The 17,189-nt window shown below is 60.1% G+C and carries 16 protein-coding genes and 1 pseudogene; 1 reads left to right on the forward strand and 16 read right to left on the reverse strand.

The features are described from left to right. Positions 1-48 precede the first annotated feature (48 nt). From EOM25_02255 to EOM25_02300, 10 genes are read right to left on the reverse strand one after another with little or no spacing between them, the layout of a single operon-like run. On the reverse strand, positions 49-1,443 hold the full coding sequence (locus tag EOM25_02255; GenBank protein NCC24015.1) for a radical SAM protein: 1,395 nt from the start codon (positions 1,441-1,443) through the stop codon (positions 49-51). After that, complete coding sequence (locus tag EOM25_02260) at positions 1,382-2,143, reverse strand: tetratricopeptide repeat protein (protein NCC24016.1); 762 nt, start codon at positions 2,141-2,143, stop codon at positions 1,382-1,384. The genes EOM25_02255 and EOM25_02260 overlap by 62 nt, the downstream gene beginning before the upstream one ends. Positions 2,144-2,146: 3 nt before the next feature. Next, positions 2,147-3,028 (reverse strand): ATP phosphoribosyltransferase, encoded by an 882-nt coding sequence (locus EOM25_02265; GenBank protein NCC24017.1) that lies wholly within the window; start codon positions 3,026-3,028, stop codon positions 2,147-2,149. 1 nt (position 3,029) lies between these two features. After that, positions 3,030-3,416: a phosphoribosyl-AMP cyclohydrolase gene (gene hisI, locus EOM25_02270; protein ID NCC24018.1), complete on the reverse strand. Its 387-nt coding sequence runs from the start codon at positions 3,414-3,416 to the stop codon at positions 3,030-3,032. Then, complete coding sequence (gene rlmN, locus EOM25_02275; GenBank protein NCC24019.1) at positions 3,413-4,474, reverse strand: 23S rRNA (adenine(2503)-C(2))-methyltransferase RlmN; 1,062 nt, start codon at positions 4,472-4,474, stop codon at positions 3,413-3,415. The genes hisI and rlmN overlap by 4 nt, the downstream gene beginning before the upstream one ends. Continuing rightward, positions 4,471-5,805 carry an HD domain-containing protein gene (locus EOM25_02280; protein NCC24020.1) on the reverse strand — a complete coding sequence of 445 codons (1,335 nt, stop codon included), beginning with the start codon at positions 5,803-5,805 and terminating at the stop codon, positions 4,471-4,473. The genes rlmN and EOM25_02280 overlap by 4 nt, the downstream gene beginning before the upstream one ends. Before the next feature lie 32 nt (positions 5,806-5,837). Beyond that, complete coding sequence (locus EOM25_02285; protein ID NCC24021.1) at positions 5,838-7,196, reverse strand: sigma-54-dependent Fis family transcriptional regulator; 1,359 nt, start codon at positions 7,194-7,196, stop codon at positions 5,838-5,840. 12 nt (positions 7,197-7,208) lie between these two features. Next, on the reverse strand, positions 7,209-7,811 hold the full coding sequence (gene plsY / locus EOM25_02290) for a glycerol-3-phosphate 1-O-acyltransferase (GenBank protein NCC24022.1): 603 nt from the start codon (positions 7,809-7,811) through the stop codon (positions 7,209-7,211). Further along, positions 7,808-9,946, reverse strand: coding sequence for an RNB domain-containing ribonuclease (locus EOM25_02295; protein ID NCC24023.1), 2,139 nt, complete (start codon positions 9,944-9,946; stop codon positions 7,808-7,810). The genes plsY and EOM25_02295 overlap by 4 nt, the downstream gene beginning before the upstream one ends. A gap of 16 nt (positions 9,947-9,962) precedes the next feature. Beyond that, entirely contained in the window at positions 9,963-11,237 is a 1,275-nt protein-coding gene (locus EOM25_02300; protein ID NCC24024.1) for an IMP cyclohydrolase, read from the reverse strand. Between the two features lie 157 nt (positions 11,238-11,394). Here EOM25_02300 and EOM25_02305 point away from each other — a divergent pair. After that, positions 11,395-11,586 (forward strand): annotated as a pseudogene (locus EOM25_02305) (hypothetical protein). Positions 11,587-11,776: 190 nt separating this feature from the next. Here the strand turns inward: EOM25_02305 and EOM25_02310 are convergent. The 6 genes from EOM25_02310 to EOM25_02335 all read right to left on the reverse strand — a co-directional run. Then, positions 11,777-12,322, reverse strand: a complete 546-nt coding sequence (locus EOM25_02310) for a hypothetical protein (GenBank protein ID NCC24025.1) — start codon at positions 12,320-12,322, stop codon at positions 11,777-11,779. Between the two features lie 90 nt (positions 12,323-12,412). Then, a complete protein-coding gene (locus tag EOM25_02315; protein NCC24026.1) occupies positions 12,413-12,685 on the reverse strand; it encodes a hypothetical protein in 273 nt (90 codons plus the stop codon). Further along, positions 12,672-14,864 carry an ATP-dependent RecD-like DNA helicase gene (locus EOM25_02320; GenBank protein ID NCC24027.1) on the reverse strand — a complete coding sequence of 731 codons (2,193 nt, stop codon included), beginning with the start codon at positions 14,862-14,864 and terminating at the stop codon, positions 12,672-12,674. Before EOM25_02320 ends, EOM25_02315 begins: the two co-directional genes overlap by 14 nt. Continuing rightward, positions 14,864-15,469, reverse strand: a complete 606-nt coding sequence (gene recR / locus EOM25_02325; GenBank protein NCC24028.1) for a recombination protein RecR — start codon at positions 15,467-15,469, stop codon at positions 14,864-14,866. Before recR ends, EOM25_02320 begins: the two co-directional genes overlap by 1 nt. Positions 15,470-15,502: 33 nt before the next feature. Then, positions 15,503-15,805, reverse strand: coding sequence for a YbaB/EbfC family nucleoid-associated protein (locus EOM25_02330; protein ID NCC24029.1), 303 nt, complete (start codon positions 15,803-15,805; stop codon positions 15,503-15,505). Between the two features lie 63 nt (positions 15,806-15,868). Continuing rightward, on the reverse strand, positions 15,869-17,189 hold a 1,321-nt coding region (locus EOM25_02335), incomplete at its 5' end, for an AAA family ATPase (GenBank protein NCC24030.1).

Consider the following 17,189-nt stretch of genomic DNA (forward strand, 5'->3'; position numbering starts at 1 on the left):
GAGAACAGGAGCAATGTGAGCGGATTTCAGTAACTGGAAAGTTGGCCACTATTCGAAGTTTTCCCCAAGGGTCAGTCGAGTCCATCTTCTGTGGACATGTCGGTCGTAGCCACCTGGGACGCAGGGCCAGAGGGATTTGTTCTGGAACAGGGGCTCTTCCTTCAAGGGATAGGGCGAGATCTGGCAGGCCCTCTCGAAGAATGCAGTGCCAGGGATGGGGCTGTACAAGGCTAATTCAGGGCGGATTCCATGTTTTTTGACCTTTTGTATGGCGGAATGGATTTCTTTGGGATTTTGGTCCGGGAGGCCGAACAATATGTATGTCCGGATCAAGGTTGGATTGATGCCAGCCTGAAAGATATTTTTCAAGGCCCAGGTCCATTCATCCTCAGTCAGTTTGTGATCGCGCCTGCCCTCAAAATCGGTCGTTTCAAGGCCAAGTCGCAGGGTGGTCAGGCCAGCGGCGGCCAGGCGGCTACACGTCTTGGCATCCAGGAGACGGATGTGAACGGCATTGGGGGTATGGAGTCGGATCTTGCCTGCAGAAGCCCAGTCAAGAAAGGAATCAAGCCAGGCTTCTGGCCGAACAAGAAGGGCGTCGTCGTAGAAGGCGAAGTCACGGACACCGAGATTAAATTGGTGTTCGGCCAGTTTCAAAGGGATGGAAGGATCGGACTGGACAAAATCGGGATGAAGAATGGAACTGGCACAGTACGGGCAGTGGTATGGGCAGCCCCTTGAGCCGATTACCGGGGAGAAGGCCGGAGAGGGATAGAGGTCAAGGGCTAGGTCGAAGTAGGGGATTGGCGGCAAGGGTGGAGCCGCCTGTCGTCCCAATACGGCCCAAAATGAGGTCCAGTTGTCTGGTCGTTCGAGAGGGCCGGAAATGACGAGATCGGCCCCGATGTGGGTCGCAATATCTGGGCAGAGTGAGGGAAAGACGCCCCCGAGGACGATGGGGGTTCTGGGCCAAACATGTCTGGCAAGGCGTATTGCCTCGACCGTGCCAGGATACCAATAGGTCATGATCGAGGTGACCATGACGAGATCCGGGGAAGGATCAAGCGCAGTAAGGGCATCCTCTACGGCCCCCGCGTCGAGACCGTAGCGGGCGAATTGTCTGGGGATGCCTTTCAGAGGGCCTGGAACAGGCAGAGGTTGTCTCGGGTATCGGCCTCGGCCAAAGGGGTGTTGTCTAGGCCAGGGATGGTCCTCCCAGGTCTGGTCCAAACAGTCCAAAAGAGAGATGGAACACCCGGCCCGGCGGAGCATGGACAGGCATGCAAGCAACCCGACCGGTCGGGACCAGAGGTTGTAGGCCGTGAAATCGTGGATCCATGGGTTGATTCCTAGAACTCTTGGCCCATGGTCTCCCCGCTTGTCAGGGCAGAAGGTCCAGGTAATCTCCGGCCATTTTGGCTTCCTGGGTTTCTGGAAAATCATTGGCGATGCGGGTGAACCATGTTCGGGCCTCGGCATTGTTTCCCTTGCGGACAAGATTCTCGGCAAGTGCCAGTTGGAGGGCCGGACTCTCGAGGTTGGATTCGACCCCCTTCTCGAGCCATTCCTGGGCCTCATCGACCCTATCTATGGACACCAGGGTCCTAGCCAGGAGTACGTAGGCAGGGGCATAGCGCCAATTCTTGTCGATGCTGATTCTGGCGTACTCGATGGTCATGGTTTCGTCTCCCTGCTCCAGATAGGATCTGGCCATGTTGTAGGCCGGAAGCTCAGGGGTCAGGTAGTCGATCATGGCCAGGGCCTTGGCGAAGGCCTCCTGGGCTTGGGCAATCTTGTTGCGGCTCATCAGGACGAAACCAAGGGAGTTCCAGCCGTCGCCAGATCCGGGTTCGATTTTGACGCAGGCCTGGAATTCCTTCTCGCTGGCCGCAAGTTCGTCCAAAAGGAGATAGGCGTGTCCGAGGGCATAGTGATAGCGCCAGTCCTTTTGTCCCTGATCGGCCAGAGGCAAGAGTTCCTTGACGGCCCTGCGGGGCTCTCCGCTTCGGATGTAGGACTCGGCAAGGTCGATGTGGATTTTTAGTTCCCTTTCAGACACGGTTTGCCCTCCGCGGGGGGTGGCGCAGCCTATCGAAAGACTGAGCAGAGCAAGGAGGCAGAAAAGAACAATGTGGAGTTTCATGGCTTAGATGACCTTGTTCAAGGAGTATTCGATGATGGCCTCGGCTCCGACCTTCTGAAGTTTGGGCACTAGTTCTCGAACCAGATCGGACTCGACGACGATCTCCACGGACAGCCATTTGGAGTTGTAGAGGTGGGCGATGGTCGGGGAGGTCATGCTCGGAAGGATGGCCATGATCTCCTCCATGGCCGAGGAAGGGGCGTTCATTTTCAGGCCGACCATACGCTCGGCCCGCAGTGCCCCCTGGAGGAGAGTGTTCATGTTTTCGATGCGGATCCGTTTCCAAGGGTCTTCCCATGCCTGGCGGTTGGCGATGAGCTGGGTGTTGGTCTGAAGAAGTTCGGCAATGATGCGCAGACCATGGGCCTTGATGGTCGTGCCGGTTTCGGTGATTTCGACGATGGCATCCGCCAGGCCTTCGACAACCTTAGCCTCGGTGGCTCCCCAGGAATACTCGACTTTGACCGGAATTCCGGCATTTTTGAAATAGTTCCGGGTGAAGTTGACGAATTCGGTGGCAATGACCTTGTCGGCAAGGTCCTCGGGCCGACGAAAGGGAGAGTCTCCCGCTACGGCCAGGACCCAGCGGGCCGGCCGGTTACTTGTCTTGGAGTAGATAAGGTCGGCGACAACCACGACGTCGGATTCGTTTTCCAGAACCCAGTCCTTGCCGGTCAGGCCTACGTCCAAAACTCCTGATTCTACGTATCGTGACATCTCCTGGGCCCGGCACAGGCTGCAGGTCATGTACTCGTCGTTGATTTCGGGGAAATAGTTGCGGTGATGTGATGTCAGCTTCCAGCCCGCCCGGGCGAAGAGCTTGATCGTGGCCTCCTCAAGGGATCCTTTGGGGATGCCGAGTTTGAGACGTTTTGTTTCGAGCATGCTATTTATATACCTCCTTGGGGTCGAAGACGAGAGGGGAACATTCGGACCAAAGACCGTCTTCCGGGGAGAGCTGTCTGAAAAAGCAGCTCCGGTAGCCTTTGTGGCAGGCGGCACCGCCGATCTGTTCGACTTGAATCAAAATGGTGTCCGCGTCGCAGTCTATCCGGACGGACAGAACCCGCTGGACATGTCCGGAGGTGCCTCCTTTGCGCCAGAGTTCGTTTCGGCTTCGACTATGATAATGGGCCTCGCCCGTGGCCAGGGTGGTCTCCCAGGCCTCCTCGTCCATGTATGCCAGCATGAGGACTTCTCCGGTTGCGTGGTCTTGGGCGATGGCCGGTAGCAAGCCATTTCCTTTGGCGAAGTCGGGTCGAATATCTGTCATGCGTCCTTCCGGTGAGGGTTAGAGGGTCGGATGAGCAATTGCCCGCAGGCTGCGGCGATGTCCAGACCCTTGCTTTTTCGAACCGTGGCCGTCAAGCCTTTGCCCCAAAGCAGGTCGGCGAATGCGTTCACCGCCTGAAGGGTAGGGGGTTCGTAAGGCAGGCCGGGCCCCGGGTTGTATGCGATTAGGTTGATCTTGCACCGCAGGCCGTTCAGAAGCCGGACCAGCCCCCGGGCGTGCTCCAGCCGGTCATTGATTCCGCCCAGAAGCAGGTACTCGATGGTGATCCGTTCCCTCGGCTCCAGGGGGTAGGCCTTGAGTTCGGCCATCAGCCGGTCCAGCGGCAAGGCCTTGGCGGCCACGGGCATGATTCGTTCCCGAAGATCCTGATTTGGAGCGTGAAGGGAAATGGCGAGCATGGCCAGTCGGGACCGGGCCACCTGACCGATGCGATCCTCCACCCCGCAGGTCGACAGGGTGATCCGGCGTCTGGATAGACCGAGTCCCATGGGGTCGTGGAGGGTTTCCAGGGCTGGTTCGGTGGCCTTCCAGTTAAGGAGGGGTTCGCCCATGCCCATGACGACGACGTTCCTGATCTCGGTCTCCCGCCCCGAGGCCTGAAGATGGGCGAGTCCGGCCAGAAGCTGGCCAGCGATTTCGCCAGCGGTCATGTTTCTTGTCAGGCCCATGGTTCCGGTGGAGCAGAAGGTGCAGGCCATGGGGCAGCCGACTTGGGTGGAGATGCACTGGGTGACCCGGCCCCGATCGGGGATGAGGACCGTTTCAACGAGAGCTCCGTCGGCAAGCGCGAGGGCGAGCTTTACGGTACCGTCGGCGCTGGCGAGGGCCTTAGCTATCTGCGGTGGTCTGATGGACCACGACCGGGCCATGAGCTTCCGGAACGCCTTGGAAACGTTGGTCATCTCGTCGAAGGTGGCGGCCCTGCGTTTCCACAGCCATTGCCAGACCTGGTCGGCCCTGAACCCGGGTTCGTTTCGTTCGGCGACCCACCGGGTTAGTTCGGAGCGGGTCACTTCAAGAATGTTGGGCCGGTCTATCGGAGCAACTCCTCGTTTTTCCGGTAGGCCAAGACAAAGGCCTTGGCCTGCTCGACGTCGTTCACATCTCCGGCGATCTGGGCCTGGAGCAGGGCGTCCCTGATCAGCCCCACCTCTGGGCCCGGCTTGATGCCTGCCAGCTCCATGATCATTTGACCATTGACCAGGGGCTCGAGCATCTCTTCATCAATGTCGGCCCGTTCGAGCATCTTCATGTTGTGGTTGAACTCTGTGTATTTGCCGTCCCTGGCCTTGATGTCCGCCCGGGCCATCTCAATGAGTCTCGGGTACTCGTCCAGGGATTTGAAGCGTCGGATGCCCTTGTCGTTGAGCATGAAGTGCAAACGCATATGGTGTCTGACTAGGTGGCAGATGAGATCGATGTCCTCGGTCTCGAAACGCAGCCGTTTGAGGATTTTGCGGGTGACCTTGGCCCCGACCCGATGGTGCTGGTAGAAGGTCATCCGGTTTTCAAAGCTCTCGCCCGTGAAGAGCTTGCCGATGTCGTGGAACAGACAGGCCATGGTTCCGTACCAGTCATAGGGCAGTTCCTCAGGGTAGTACCGCATGACCTGCAGGGTGTGTTCCCACACTGTCTCTTCCTGGTTTGCCTCGGGATTGCGAATTTGCTTGACTCGACTCAGGGCGGCAAGTTCGGGAACGAGACCGTGGAGGATCATCGAGTCGAAAAGGAGCCGGGCAAAGGTCCACATGTTTTCGGCCTCGACCTTGCGCCATTCGTCCATGATATCGGCGATGGGTACGTAGTCGACAACCCGCCGGGCGGCTCTGAGGATGGCCAGCCAAGTGTTCGCCTCAATGGGCAGATGGTAGTTGGAGGCGAAGCGCAGAGCCCGAATGGCCCGAAGATAGTCCTTCTTCAGGTTCTCGTCGGGTATGCCCTGGAGCCGGACAACACCCGATCCCAATTGTTCGAAGCCCTCGTAAACAGCCTCTGGACCGGGGATGTAGGGGCAGGCCACAGCCAGGGAGAGCTCTCCGGTCCGTTCCAGCTTGCGGAGCAGACGAGGGGTGAGTCTGGCCACGCAGCCTTCGACATAGGCTCCTTCGGCCGTGGAAGACCGGTAGAAATTGATATGGGTCCCACCCTGGCGGAGCAGGGCGAAGATCTCGCCGTCGTTCACGACGGCAAGGTCCGGGAAGATGGATTTCAGGTTGTCGAAGTCAATGTCCGTGCCGATGTCCACCTCCATGACGGAGGAGAGATCGATGATTCGCTGCTGGAGTGGTGTATTGATGATGTAAGCGTCATAGCCGTTTCTCATGATGGTTTTGGCTATGGAGGCCGCTTCCTTGATCGGTTGTGGCATGTCTGTCCTCGTGGGGTGAGTGTTCGTCAGGTTCAGTCCAACCCGACCTTGACCAGCCGGTATCGGAATTGGCGCAGGTTCAGACCGACGAGTTCGGCGGCGTTGCCCTTGTGGCCTCCGGTACGGCGAAGGGCCTCCTGGAGAATGCGTTTCTCGCGCTCAACAAGAAATTCGTCCAGACTCAGACGTCCGTCAAGCACGGCTTCCTCCCCACCACCATGGGGCGGGACGGCCTGCTCGTAGACGACCAGGGACTCGGGCTGGATGAGCTGGGCGTTTTCAAGGGCCACGGCCCGCTCGACGATATTTTCAAGCTCCCGGACATTGCCGGGATAGTCGTAGCGCTGGAGCTTCGATCTAGCCTCGTCCGTGAATCCGGAGGTGGACTTGTTCTGGGAGCGGCAGGCCCGGGTCAAGAAATGGTCGGCCAGGGCAGGGATGTCCTCCCTACGGTCTCGAAGCGGGGGGATGTGAATGATGACCCCGCTCAGGCGGTAGTAGAGGTCTTCCCGGAGAAGACCCGAGGCCACGTCTTCGTCCACAGGCCTGTTGGTGGCCCCGACGATCCGGACGTCGCTTTTGACCTCTTCTGTGGCTCCAAGGGGAATGAAGCTCTTGTCCTGGATGCATCGCAGGAGTTTTACCTGCAGCGACGGGTGGAGGTCTCCGACCTCGTCGAGGAAAAGAGTTCCCTGGTCGGCGATCTCGAAAAGGCCCTTCTTGGCCTTGTCGGCTCCGGTGAAGGCCCCTTTCCTGTATCCAAACAATTCGCTCTCGATCAGATTCTCGGGCAACCCTCCGCAATTGATGGGCAGGAAGGGCTTGTCGCGACGATGGCTGCGGCCGTGCAGGGCCCTGGCTACAAGTTCCTTGCCCGTTCCGGACTCGCCTGTGACCAGGACGTTGATGTCCGTGGGGGCGATCTTGTCGATGAGGGTGAAGACGGTTTTCATGACAGGGCTGGTTCCCACGATGGTCCCGAAGCGGTCGGTGATCCGGTCTCGGAGCCAGCGGTTTTCCTGGCGCAGCCGAGATGCCTCCAGGTTTCGGTCCACGGTCAGCATGAGATCGTCGAGATCGAAGGGCTTGCCGATGTAGTCCCTTGCCCCGCATTTCATGGCCGTTATGGCGCTCTGGGTCTCGGCATAGGCCGTGATCATGATCACCGGCAAATCGGGCCATTTTTCCCGGATCTCCTGGAGCAGGGTGAGGCCGCTTTCCTGGCCCAGGCGAAGGTCCAGCAGGGTCAGGTCCGGGGACTTGCTGGCCAAAAGGCTTTTGGCCCCGGTGCAATCGGCTGCGGACCAGACCTTGTGTCCTCTTCGGAACAGGGCGATCTCCAGAACCTCCCGCAGGCTGGCGTCGTCGTCGACGATCAGGATCGTGGCCATGTTCAGCCCGGATCAGTCCGGCTCGACCGCCTGGGTCTTGCGCCAGGTGTTTTCGTGCCCGCTTTTCAGCCGTTCGATGTTCTCCCCGTGGGCCCAGAAGACCAAGGCGAAAATGATCAGGGCTAGAGGGAGGTAGCCGAGGTTCAGGGAAACCAGGAGGAAAAGGGGCAGCAATCCGGTCAAGCAAAGAGAGCCCAGGGAGACGTAGCCGGAATAGTAAATGACCCCGAGACCGCAGGCCACGGCCAAGAGGGTCGAGATGGGTGCCAGGGCCAGGAAGATGCCGATGGTCGTGGCCACGCCCTTGCCTCCTTTCCCGTGAAGGAAGAAAGACTTCATGTGTCCGATGAGAACGGCGAGGCCTGTCAGGGTAACGAAGGTATGGGATTCGGACATGGCCGTGGCCACGAGCACCGGGAAGAAGCCCTTGGAGATGTCCAGGAGGAGAGTGGCCACTCCGTAGCGAAGGCCGCAGATTCTGGCAACGTTGGTGGCCCCGATATTCCCGCTGCCGGTCGTACGGGGGTCGACATGGCAGAGGGTTCGGGCAATGATGAGCCCGAAGGGCACGGCTCCGATGAGATAGCTGAGGATGAGCCAGAGGATGACGGTCATGAAGAAACTCCTTGGTCTTGAATCTTGCCTGGTTCGGAATCGATTCCGCTCTCACGGGTATGGCCTCCGTCGACGGCCTCTGCCGGGTCCAATTCCCTGGCCTCGGCCACCTTGATTTCGTTCCCAAGGGGGTCGACCCTGGCGAAACGCACGAGAAAGGATTGCCCCGGATGGACCTTGGTTCCGAACAATCCCTTGGGGGCGCGGAGGAAAAGCTGAAAGCCGGACAGGGAAAAGGTCGCCTGGGCGGGACTCGCATCGACGATGGTCACCGGCCACCAGTGATCCCGGCCCTGATTTCTGATGGCCAGAAATTTCCAGTATCTTGGGCGGGCCCTCTGGACCCTGGCCACGGCCTCGGCCCGGGAAACCAGGCCCGGCAGGCGTTCGTCGAGCTGACCTTTGGTCCACCGGGGCCGTCCATTGTCCAGCCAATGGAGAATCTGGGCCACGTTCATGAAATCCGAGTACCGGCGCAGCGGAGAGGTGATGGGCGCGTAGGCCGGGACGCCAATGGTGGCGTGTCGGCGGGGAGTCGTTTCGAGCAGGGATGGACCCATGGTCCGTACAATGCGGTAGATGTCCTCGGGGGACGACCAGACGCCGGGACTATCGGACGGCAGTCCGATGTTCTGGGTCCGAAACAAGAGGGGCAGACCCTGGTCATTGGCCCAGAACGCTATCTGGGCATTGGCCAGGATCATGAACTCGCTGACCAGATTCTGGGCCCGGACGTGTGGTTCCTTGATCTCCATCGAAATTTGAACTTCTTCGGGATAGCCGGAGACCCGGATTTCCGGCTCGTCCTGCAGTAGAACCACGGCACCCAGCGCGATGCGCCGGCGCTGCAGGATTTCGGTCAGGGCCGAGGCGGTATCGAGCCGGGGATCGCTCCCCGGTGAGGACAATGCCCGCTCCACGGCGGCGTAGGACAGGTTCTCCTCGATTCGGATGTTCGTGACCCTGGGAGTGAAGGCCGTCACCTCCCCTGAGAAGTTCAGATCCATCTCAAGGATCAGGGCCGGCCGATTTTGTCCGGCCCGCAGGCTGTAGACGTCCGTGCCCAAATTTTCGGGCAGGAGGTGGAGATCTCCTTCGGGGAAATAGAGAGACGAGAATCTGTGGGCCACGGCCCTGTCCAAATCGGAATCAAAGGGCCAGTGCCTAGCCGGGCAGGCCAAGATGAGCCGCAGATGGTACCCGGTATCGGTTTCGTGAATATCGAAGGCGTCGTCGATGTCCTTGGTACTCGGGCCGTCCACGCTGACGCCTGCGGTCTGGGCCGGGTCAGGACGGCTCGCCCGGTCGCGGATGCCGGCAATTTCTTCGGCGTGGGAAAGGGCCCAGGAGTCGGTCCCGTCGTACTGGGCCTGGTCCAGCGCATAGTTGTAGTGGGGGGGGACGAGTCCCCATGCCTCGGCCAGGATCACGGGCAGATACTCCAGTGTCGGAAGAGGAGCCACGAGTTTTTTCCAGACTGGAGGACCGTCAAGGGCCGAAGTCTGGCCGATACGTTCCATCAAAAGCTCGCGGAGCCTTTGGCCGACTTCCTCGGGGGGGGGCAGCGGAAGCGGCCGGCCGCGTTCGAAATACTCCCAAAGGGACTTGAACCAGGACTGGCCGACAGCCACCAGGCGTTCCTGTTCCAGCGCCTGGGCCAGCTCAGCCTCGCGTTGACGGACCTTTTCCTCGGAATAGATTTCGAAGAAAGGAGGGGCAAAGCGGAAATGGGTCTTGCTTTCCAGGAGTGAGCGCCCCAAGGCGGCCAACTGGTCGGGCTCCGGCTTGTCCCAGAGCAGGGTCGCCAGCCATTCCAGGGAAACCGTGTCCATTTCCCCCTGGGCCAGTTCCCACAATTCCATGGTGTCGATGGTCTCGGCGATCTTCTCTCGGGCGGAGTTGTGACGCTTGACGGCCAGGACCATTTCCTCCCGCGAGGCCGAGGTGGAGAAGGACGGCCCTGTCCAGGGTAGAATCCGGGCAAGAGGGAGTTTCATTTCCCGCTGATTGATGTTCAGCACCCTGAGCCGGGCGGCTTGGGCCTCCATGGTCCATGCTGTGACGGCCTGGTTGTTCTGGAGATACTCGACGATGCACCCCTGGGTCACAGGCACGGAGAATTCCTCGATCTTCATGGACGGGCGAGCGGCCTTAGTGCCTGAATGACCGTTGGCCGGTGAAGGTCATGGCCACCTGGGGGTCGGCCTGGTTCACGGCCTGGATGACCTCGAAATCTCGGATGGAGCCCCCGGGCTGGGCGATGGCCGTGACGCCCTGGGACACGGCCAGATCAACCCCGTCCCGGAACGGAAAAAACCCGTCGGAAACCAGGACCGAGCCGGGAATACCTCCGAAAGCCGAGGATGTTTCGTCTTCGATGTCCTGAAGGGACCGGTGCATGGCCTCGTCGTTTTCGGCCTGTTGCCGGAGCTGATAGATGGACAGGCCGTGACGCTCGAAGGCCAGGATATCGGCGAATTTTGTGTGGGCCTTGCGAATGGTAATGTCAACGCATCCGACCCGGTCCTGTTCACCGGTGCCGATGGCCACGGTGGCTCCGTCCCTGACAAAGATGACCGAGTTGGAGGTCACTCCGGCCTCCACGGCCCAGGCGAAGAGCAGGTCTTCGGCCTCGCGGGGGTCCGGAGACCGAGCAATGATTGTTTGTCCGTCCTTGTCGGCTCGGGCCGGCAGGAAGTCAGCCGGGGTCCTGATTCGATTCTGGAATGAAAACTGGGCGACAAGGCCTCCGTCGCACAGGGATTTGAGGTCCAGAAAAGGGGTCTCGGTCAGAAAGGAGAGGTCGGCCAGGTTGGGAATCTCCAGAATGCGGAGGTTTTTCTTGCGCTTCAGAATATCCAGGGCTCCGGCCTCGTAAGCAGGGGCGGCCACGACCTCGAGGTATTGGCTGGTCGCGAACTCTGCCCAGGATATCGTGATCGGGGAGTTGGTGACCACGGCCCCTCCGAAGGCGGCGATACGGTCGGCGAAAAAGGCCTTTCGAAGGGCCTCTTCCGGTCCCTCGTCAGACCAAGCCGCTCCGCAAGGGTTGTTATGCTTGAGGATGACCACGGCAGGTTTGGCCGCCAAGTATTGGAGAATGTTAATCCCGTTGTCCACGTCAGTCAGGTTGGTCTTGCCGGGGTGCTTGCCTGCCTGGAGCATGTGGGTTTCGCCAAGGGATGATACCAGGCCGGAACTGGGGCCCCGGAACGTTCGGCCAGCCAGGGTCAGGGTCCCACGTTTCAGTTCGTAGAGAGCGGCCGACTGGTCGGGATTCTCTCCATAGCGAAGTCCTTTGGTCTGTCCATCGATGTTCCAAGAGCGTTTTCGGAACACGAGAGTCTGGTCGCCCAGGGTGATGGTCAGGTCCTGGGGAAAGGGGTCGTCCTGGATGGTCTGATACATTTTTCGGAGATCGTTCATTGTGAATTCCGCACAAGGGCTTGTTGCCGGAGGGTCGGCGTTTTCGATCAAGGATTCGGGTTTGCGCTTTGGCAGCAAAGCATCTAGCATAGCCCCTCCCAGGGGGCAAATGAAAAGGCGGCCCCCGGAGCGCTGCTGGTATTGAGGGGATGAAGGGATGGAAAAGGCATTGGAGAAATTGGCCGAACAGCTCAACAGCCTGGACGAGGCCTCTCTGGTCAAGCTCTTCGACCGATACGAGGCCGTTGTCAGACAGTTTCGTCCCGGCCGGAACTGGGAGAGGGCCGTACTCGTCTTGTCCATGATTCAAGCCGTTCGGTGGAAAAATCAGCTTTTCAACCATCACTGGAAGGAATTACATGGTCCTTCGTCCGATGACCCACCAGAACCAGAGCCGGACCGGGAGCCGACCTCCCTTTCGGAGCAGGGTAAGGGTAGGGTGTTACGATTTCCTGGCACGTGACGATCGAAGAGCGTTAAACAAAGAGGGCCACCCGTGGGTGGCCCTCTTTGTTTTCGAAGCATTGAAACGGACGAAGTTAGTTCGCGTATCCGATGATCTCGGGAACGAGGAAGCCCATGATGCTCTGCAATTCCTGGGTCAGGGCCTGTTCGCGGCTGGTGGTCGTGGCGTCGAGGCGCTGCCGGCCCTGATAGGTGTTGATGTAGGCAAGATTGCCGTTTTGGTAGATTTTCAGCCTAAGTTGGCTTTTGGCCTTGAAGCTGGCCATGGCCGGCTGGTAGAGGTAGGTTTCCTCGACAAAGCCTTGTACGGCCAGGCCGGTGTCCGGAACGGAGCTGGAAACCTGCGTGATGCAACCGGCCTTGTCCAATTCCTGGATCATGGCGTTCTGCATCCACTCGGCCACAGAAGACGTTGGTTCAAAGACGCTGACCGGGGCCTTGCCCAGGCTTTTGTCAGTGCGGTTGTCCTCGAAGGGCAGGATGGTGACCTTTCCGGCGCAGCCCTTGATGTCGGCATCTGTCGGGCTGTAGAGCAGGTTAACCTTTTTGACGTTAGAGCATCCGGCGATAAGGGCGATGAAGAACACGGCACAAATCAGTTTGACGACGGAATTTTTCATGGCATCTCTCCTGTTGTTTGATATGTAGAGGGATCAAGGAACCGTTTCCTTCATAGTTCACTATTCGGCGAAAGGCAAAGAAAATGTTGGCTAGGCCTTGTCGGTGCGATCAGTCTGCCGGAGGGGGGCACCCTCTTTGCGGGCCAGGATGAGACCGGTAACGGTCAGACCGCATCCAGCCAGACAGAGGGTCAGAAAGAGCATGGGAATGTTCGTTCCTGCAAAGACCAGAGGAGGGAAGTCCCCGGTTATGATCCAGAGGGTGGATTGGTAGATGGTCAGCAGAACCCAGATCGCCCCGGCTCCGCCTGTTAGTATCCGGCCCGAGGTCAAAAGGAGAAGAGCAAGTCTAGGTCTGGGCATTGAAGGCATCCTGAAGTCTGTAGCGGAGATGGGTGTTGCGGTTGGCCCCTTCCGTGTTCCTGAGACCGATTGCCAGGGCCTTTTTTGTGCCGATGAGGACGGCCAGGCGGCGGGCCCTGGTCAGAGCGGTGTAGATCAGGTTCCGCTTGAGGAGCATGTAGTGCTGGGTGACCACGGGCATGACCACGGCCGGATATTCGCTTCCCTGTGACTTGTGGACGCTGACTGCATAGGCCAGGACGATCTCGTCCAGATCCTCGGTCTCATAGACGGCCTCGAGGTCGTCAAAAGCCACGACGATCCGCTGCTCCTCGGGGTCGACGTCGATGACCCGGCCCAGATCGCCGTTGAAGACTTCCTTGTCGTAGTTGTTTCGGGTCTGAAGGACGCGGTCTCCGACCCGGAATCGTCTTGGCCCTCGCTGGAACTCCCTGCCGTCTGGGTTCAAGCGGTCCTGCAGAACCCGGTTCAGGACCAGTGTGCCCACGTCGCCCTTGTGCATCGGGGTCAGGACCTGGACGTCCTTAAGGGGGTCCAGTCCGTAGACTTGTGGGATCCTTTCGGCGACCATGCGGACGATGAGCTCCTGGACCTTGTCCGTGTCCGGATTCTCGATCCAGAAGAAGTCTGCGTCCGGCGGTTCCCGGTCGCAGGGTAGGGGGAACTTGCCCTCGTTGATGAGGTGGGCGTTGACCACGATCATGCTGTTCTGGGCCTGGCGGAAGATCCGGGTCAGGGTGACCCCGGGGAGGACGGCGCTGGAGATGATGTCGCCAAGGACGTTGCCAGGGCCGACCGATGGTAGCTGGTGCATGTCTCCGACCAGCACGAGACGGCAGGGCAGGGGCAGGGCTCGGAGGAGGTGGAGAAACAGGGGGCAGTCGACCATCGAGGCCTCGTCGACGATGAGGACGTCGGCTTTCAGCTTCCTGGCCTCGTTCTGTTCGAACCCCTGCTTGGCGTTGAAACCCAGAAGCCGGTGAATGGTGGAGGCCGTCTGCCCCGTGGCCTCGGCCAGACGCTTGGCGGCCCGGCCGGTGGGGGCTGCCAGAGCGACGCTGAGGCCGAGGTCGCGGAGGGTGTCGACGATCATGCGGGTGATGGTGGTCTTGCCTGTCCCGGGACCTCCGGTGATCACGTAGACCTTGTGCCCGCAGGCCTCGAGGACGGCCCGTCGCTGTTCCGGCGAGAGACGGATGCGGGCCCGGTGCTCGGCCTCGCTGACGGCCCGGTCGAGTTTTTGCGGATCGAGCCAGCTTGCGTGGGTGGCCACGGCGTGAAGCCGTTCGGTGATCTCCCGTTCCAGAAGATAGAAGAAGGAGAGATAGACGGCCTCGTCGATGTCCTGCTCGGGCAGGGGGAGAATGGTCACCTTCCTGCGATCCTTCAGCCGTTCCAGTGCCTCGTTCAGAGGCTCATGGTCGTCGATTTCGAGCATTTCCGCCGCCCGGGCCAGAAGACTTCTCTTTTCCTGAAACATGTGGCCGTTTTCGGTCTCCCTGGTCAGAGCGTAGTAGAGCCCGGCTTCAAGACGTCTGGGACTGGTCCGGTCCAGTCCAAGCTTTAGGGCCATGACGTCGGCGGTCTTGAAGCCGATGCCGCGGATGTCGTAGGCCAACTGGTAGGGATTGTCGCGCAGGAGATCCACGGCTTGGCTTCCGTAGAGTTGGTGGATCTGGCCGGCGAAGGTTGGGGGGATGGCGTGGCTTTGGAGAAAGAGCATGAGCCCTCGGACCTCCCTGTGCTTTTCCCAGGATTCTCGAATTGATTGAATTTTTTTTGGACCTATTCCCTCGACCTGGAGGAGACGCTCGGGGGTCTCATCGAGGATGGTCAAAACCTCGGCCCCGAAGGCCTCGAGCATCCGGCCGGCCATGACCGGCCCGAGTCCCTTGATCATGCCCGAGCCAAGATAGCGCCTGATGCCGTTGACTGTGGCCGGAAGAAGCTGAACGCAGGTCTCGACCTTGAACTGGGGGCCAAATTTGGGGTGTTCCGTCCAGGTCCCGGTCAACTCGAGCATCTCGCCGGGGGCCAAGGATCCGAGGATGCCGACCACGGTGGTCAGGCCGGGGTGCTCCTTGGTTTTGATTCTGGCGATGGTGAACCCGCTGTCTTCGTCGGAGTAGGATATGGTTCGGACCTCCCCCCGGAGGAAGCGGTCGGTCTCGGGGGCCATCAGAAGTTCTGCCGGAACTGCAGGGACTGTCGAAGGGTCTCGCGGTCCATGAATTTGACTTCGGCCCCGAGGGGGATGCCCTGGGCCAGTCGGGTGACCGGCAGGCCCGGGGCCAGGCCGTGCAGGTGGTTCTTGAGGAAGGAACAGGTGATCTCGGCTTCGGTGGTCGCCCCCAGAGCCAGAATGATTTCTTTGGCCTGGCCGTTCAGGATCAGGCGTCGAAGCTTGTCCAATTCCAGACGGGCCGGTTCGAGGCCGTCCAAGGGGGAGAGCAGACCTCCAAGGACGAGGTAGCGTCCCCGGAAGGCCGAGGAACTTTCCAGGGTAAGGAGGGAGTCCCATTCAGCGACCACGCAGATCTGGCCGTTGTCCCGAACCGGATCCTGGCAGATGGGACAGGGGTCCGAATCGGCCAGGGCGGCGCAGATCGAGCAGCGGCAGAGCTGGTCCCGGAGGGCCTGGATGGACCCGGCCAGGGCAAGGGCCCGGTCACGGGGCCAGTCCAGGACGGCCAAGGCCATCCTGAGAGAGCTTTTGGGCCCGATGCCGGGCAGGGACTGGAATCTGTCGACGAGATCCTGAAGAGGAAGGGGCAGGAAACTCACGTTGTTGGGTCCGATGGATGGAGCAGACAGGGCTCAAAACATACCGGGAATGTTGATGCCCCCGGTCAGTGCCCCGATCTCCTGCTGCATCATGTCCTTGCCTTTTTTAATGGCCTCGTTGACGGCGGCGGCCACCAGGTCCTGGAGCATGGTCACGTCTTCGGGGTCGACTACGGCCGGGTCGATAGTCACGGAGAGGATTTCCTGTTTGCCGGTGGCCTTGACCGTGACCATGCCTCCTCCGGCCGAGGCTTCAATGACCCGCTGGCCGAGTTCTTCCTGGGCCTTGGCAATTTTTTTCTGCATGATCTGGGCTTGGCGGAACAGTTCGTTCATGGGCGATCTCCTGGATTCAGTGGGTGTTTGTGGATTTGGTCCGACGGTTCAGGAAAGGCTGGGTCAGGCCCTTGAATCGGATCGCGGCGGGATTTCGGTCACGTCGATGATCCGGGCGTCGAATTCACGGAGCAGGCGGTCTATGTGTGGGTTGGTCTGGGCCATGGCTAGAAGCTCCTCGCGGGTCCGCCTCTTTTTTTCCGGTCTTGCCTCTACGGTCAAGTCCCAATTGAGCCCGAAATAGTCTTGGACCAGATCTTTCAGTGCCTGGCCGTGGTCTCCGTTGGTCAGGGTCCGCTCGTGGACGGACAGGGGGCATGACAGGACCAGACTGCTTTCACCGACCATTGCCGTGGCCTGACGCAGGCAGGAGTAGAGACCGTTTTCGCCCTTGCGTTCGCGGACATAGGCCGTGAAGCCCTCGAAGGTCCCCGAGCCCTCCACGGCCGGCTTCGTCTTTGGCAATACCTCGGCCGGGTCGGGCAGGGTCTGTTCGGACGTGTCATCCTTTTTCGAGACCTGCGGACCGGATCTGGAGGGGAGAGATCCACCGGCCTTGTCCGGAGGTGGGGGCAATGGTGTCGGGCCATTTTCATTTTCGGCTGAGTCCGGACCGGGAAAGTCCACTCGTTCGATGGGCAGCAGGGTCGGGAGATAGGCCAGGTTCAGAAGGAGCATCTCCAGGGCCGTGCCTGGTTCCGGAGCGGACATGACCCGGCGCTGGCCCTCGAGAGTGACCTGCCAGCAGGCGTGGACGTGGGCCGGACTGAAACCCTGGGACAGCTCCTGCCAGACGGCGATTTCCGGAGCAGGAAGGTCGAGAAGCCCATGAGCCTCCTGGCCGCATTGCCCGAGGAGGAAGAGGTTTCTCCAGCTCTGAATCAGTTCCCGCAGGAAGAAGCCGAGGTCAAGGCCCTGTTCGAGAAGCGAGTTGGACAGGCCAGAGAGGCGGACAGTATCCCGGTCCCGAATAGCCTTGACGACGGCCTGGAGGGTTTCCTGGCCAGCCAGGCCGAGGACTTCGCGGGCGTGGCGCTCCTCCAGGGTTCCTTCACAAAAGGCCAATAGTTGGGAAAGAAAGGACATGCCGTCTCGGACGCTACCGGCGGCTCGGCGGGCGATGAGGTTCAGGACCGAGGGTTCGGCATTGATCCCTTCCTGTTGGAGAAGCCAGGCTAGATGGTCGCGGATGGCGGCCTGGGAGAGATGTTTGAACACATAGTGCTGGCAGCGACTGATAATGGTCCGGGGAAATTTTTCGGCCTCGGTGGTGGCCAGGATGAAGGTCACGTGGCCCGGCGGTTCCTCCAGGGTTTTCAGCAGGGCGTTAAAGGCCTCCCGGGTCAGCATGTGGGCCTCGTCGATGATGAAGACCTTGTAGCGG

This window comes from Deltaproteobacteria bacterium, from assembly GCA_009929795.1.
In the GTDB taxonomy this organism is placed as follows: Bacteria; Desulfobacterota; Desulfovibrionia; order Desulfovibrionales; family Desulfomicrobiaceae; genus RZZR01.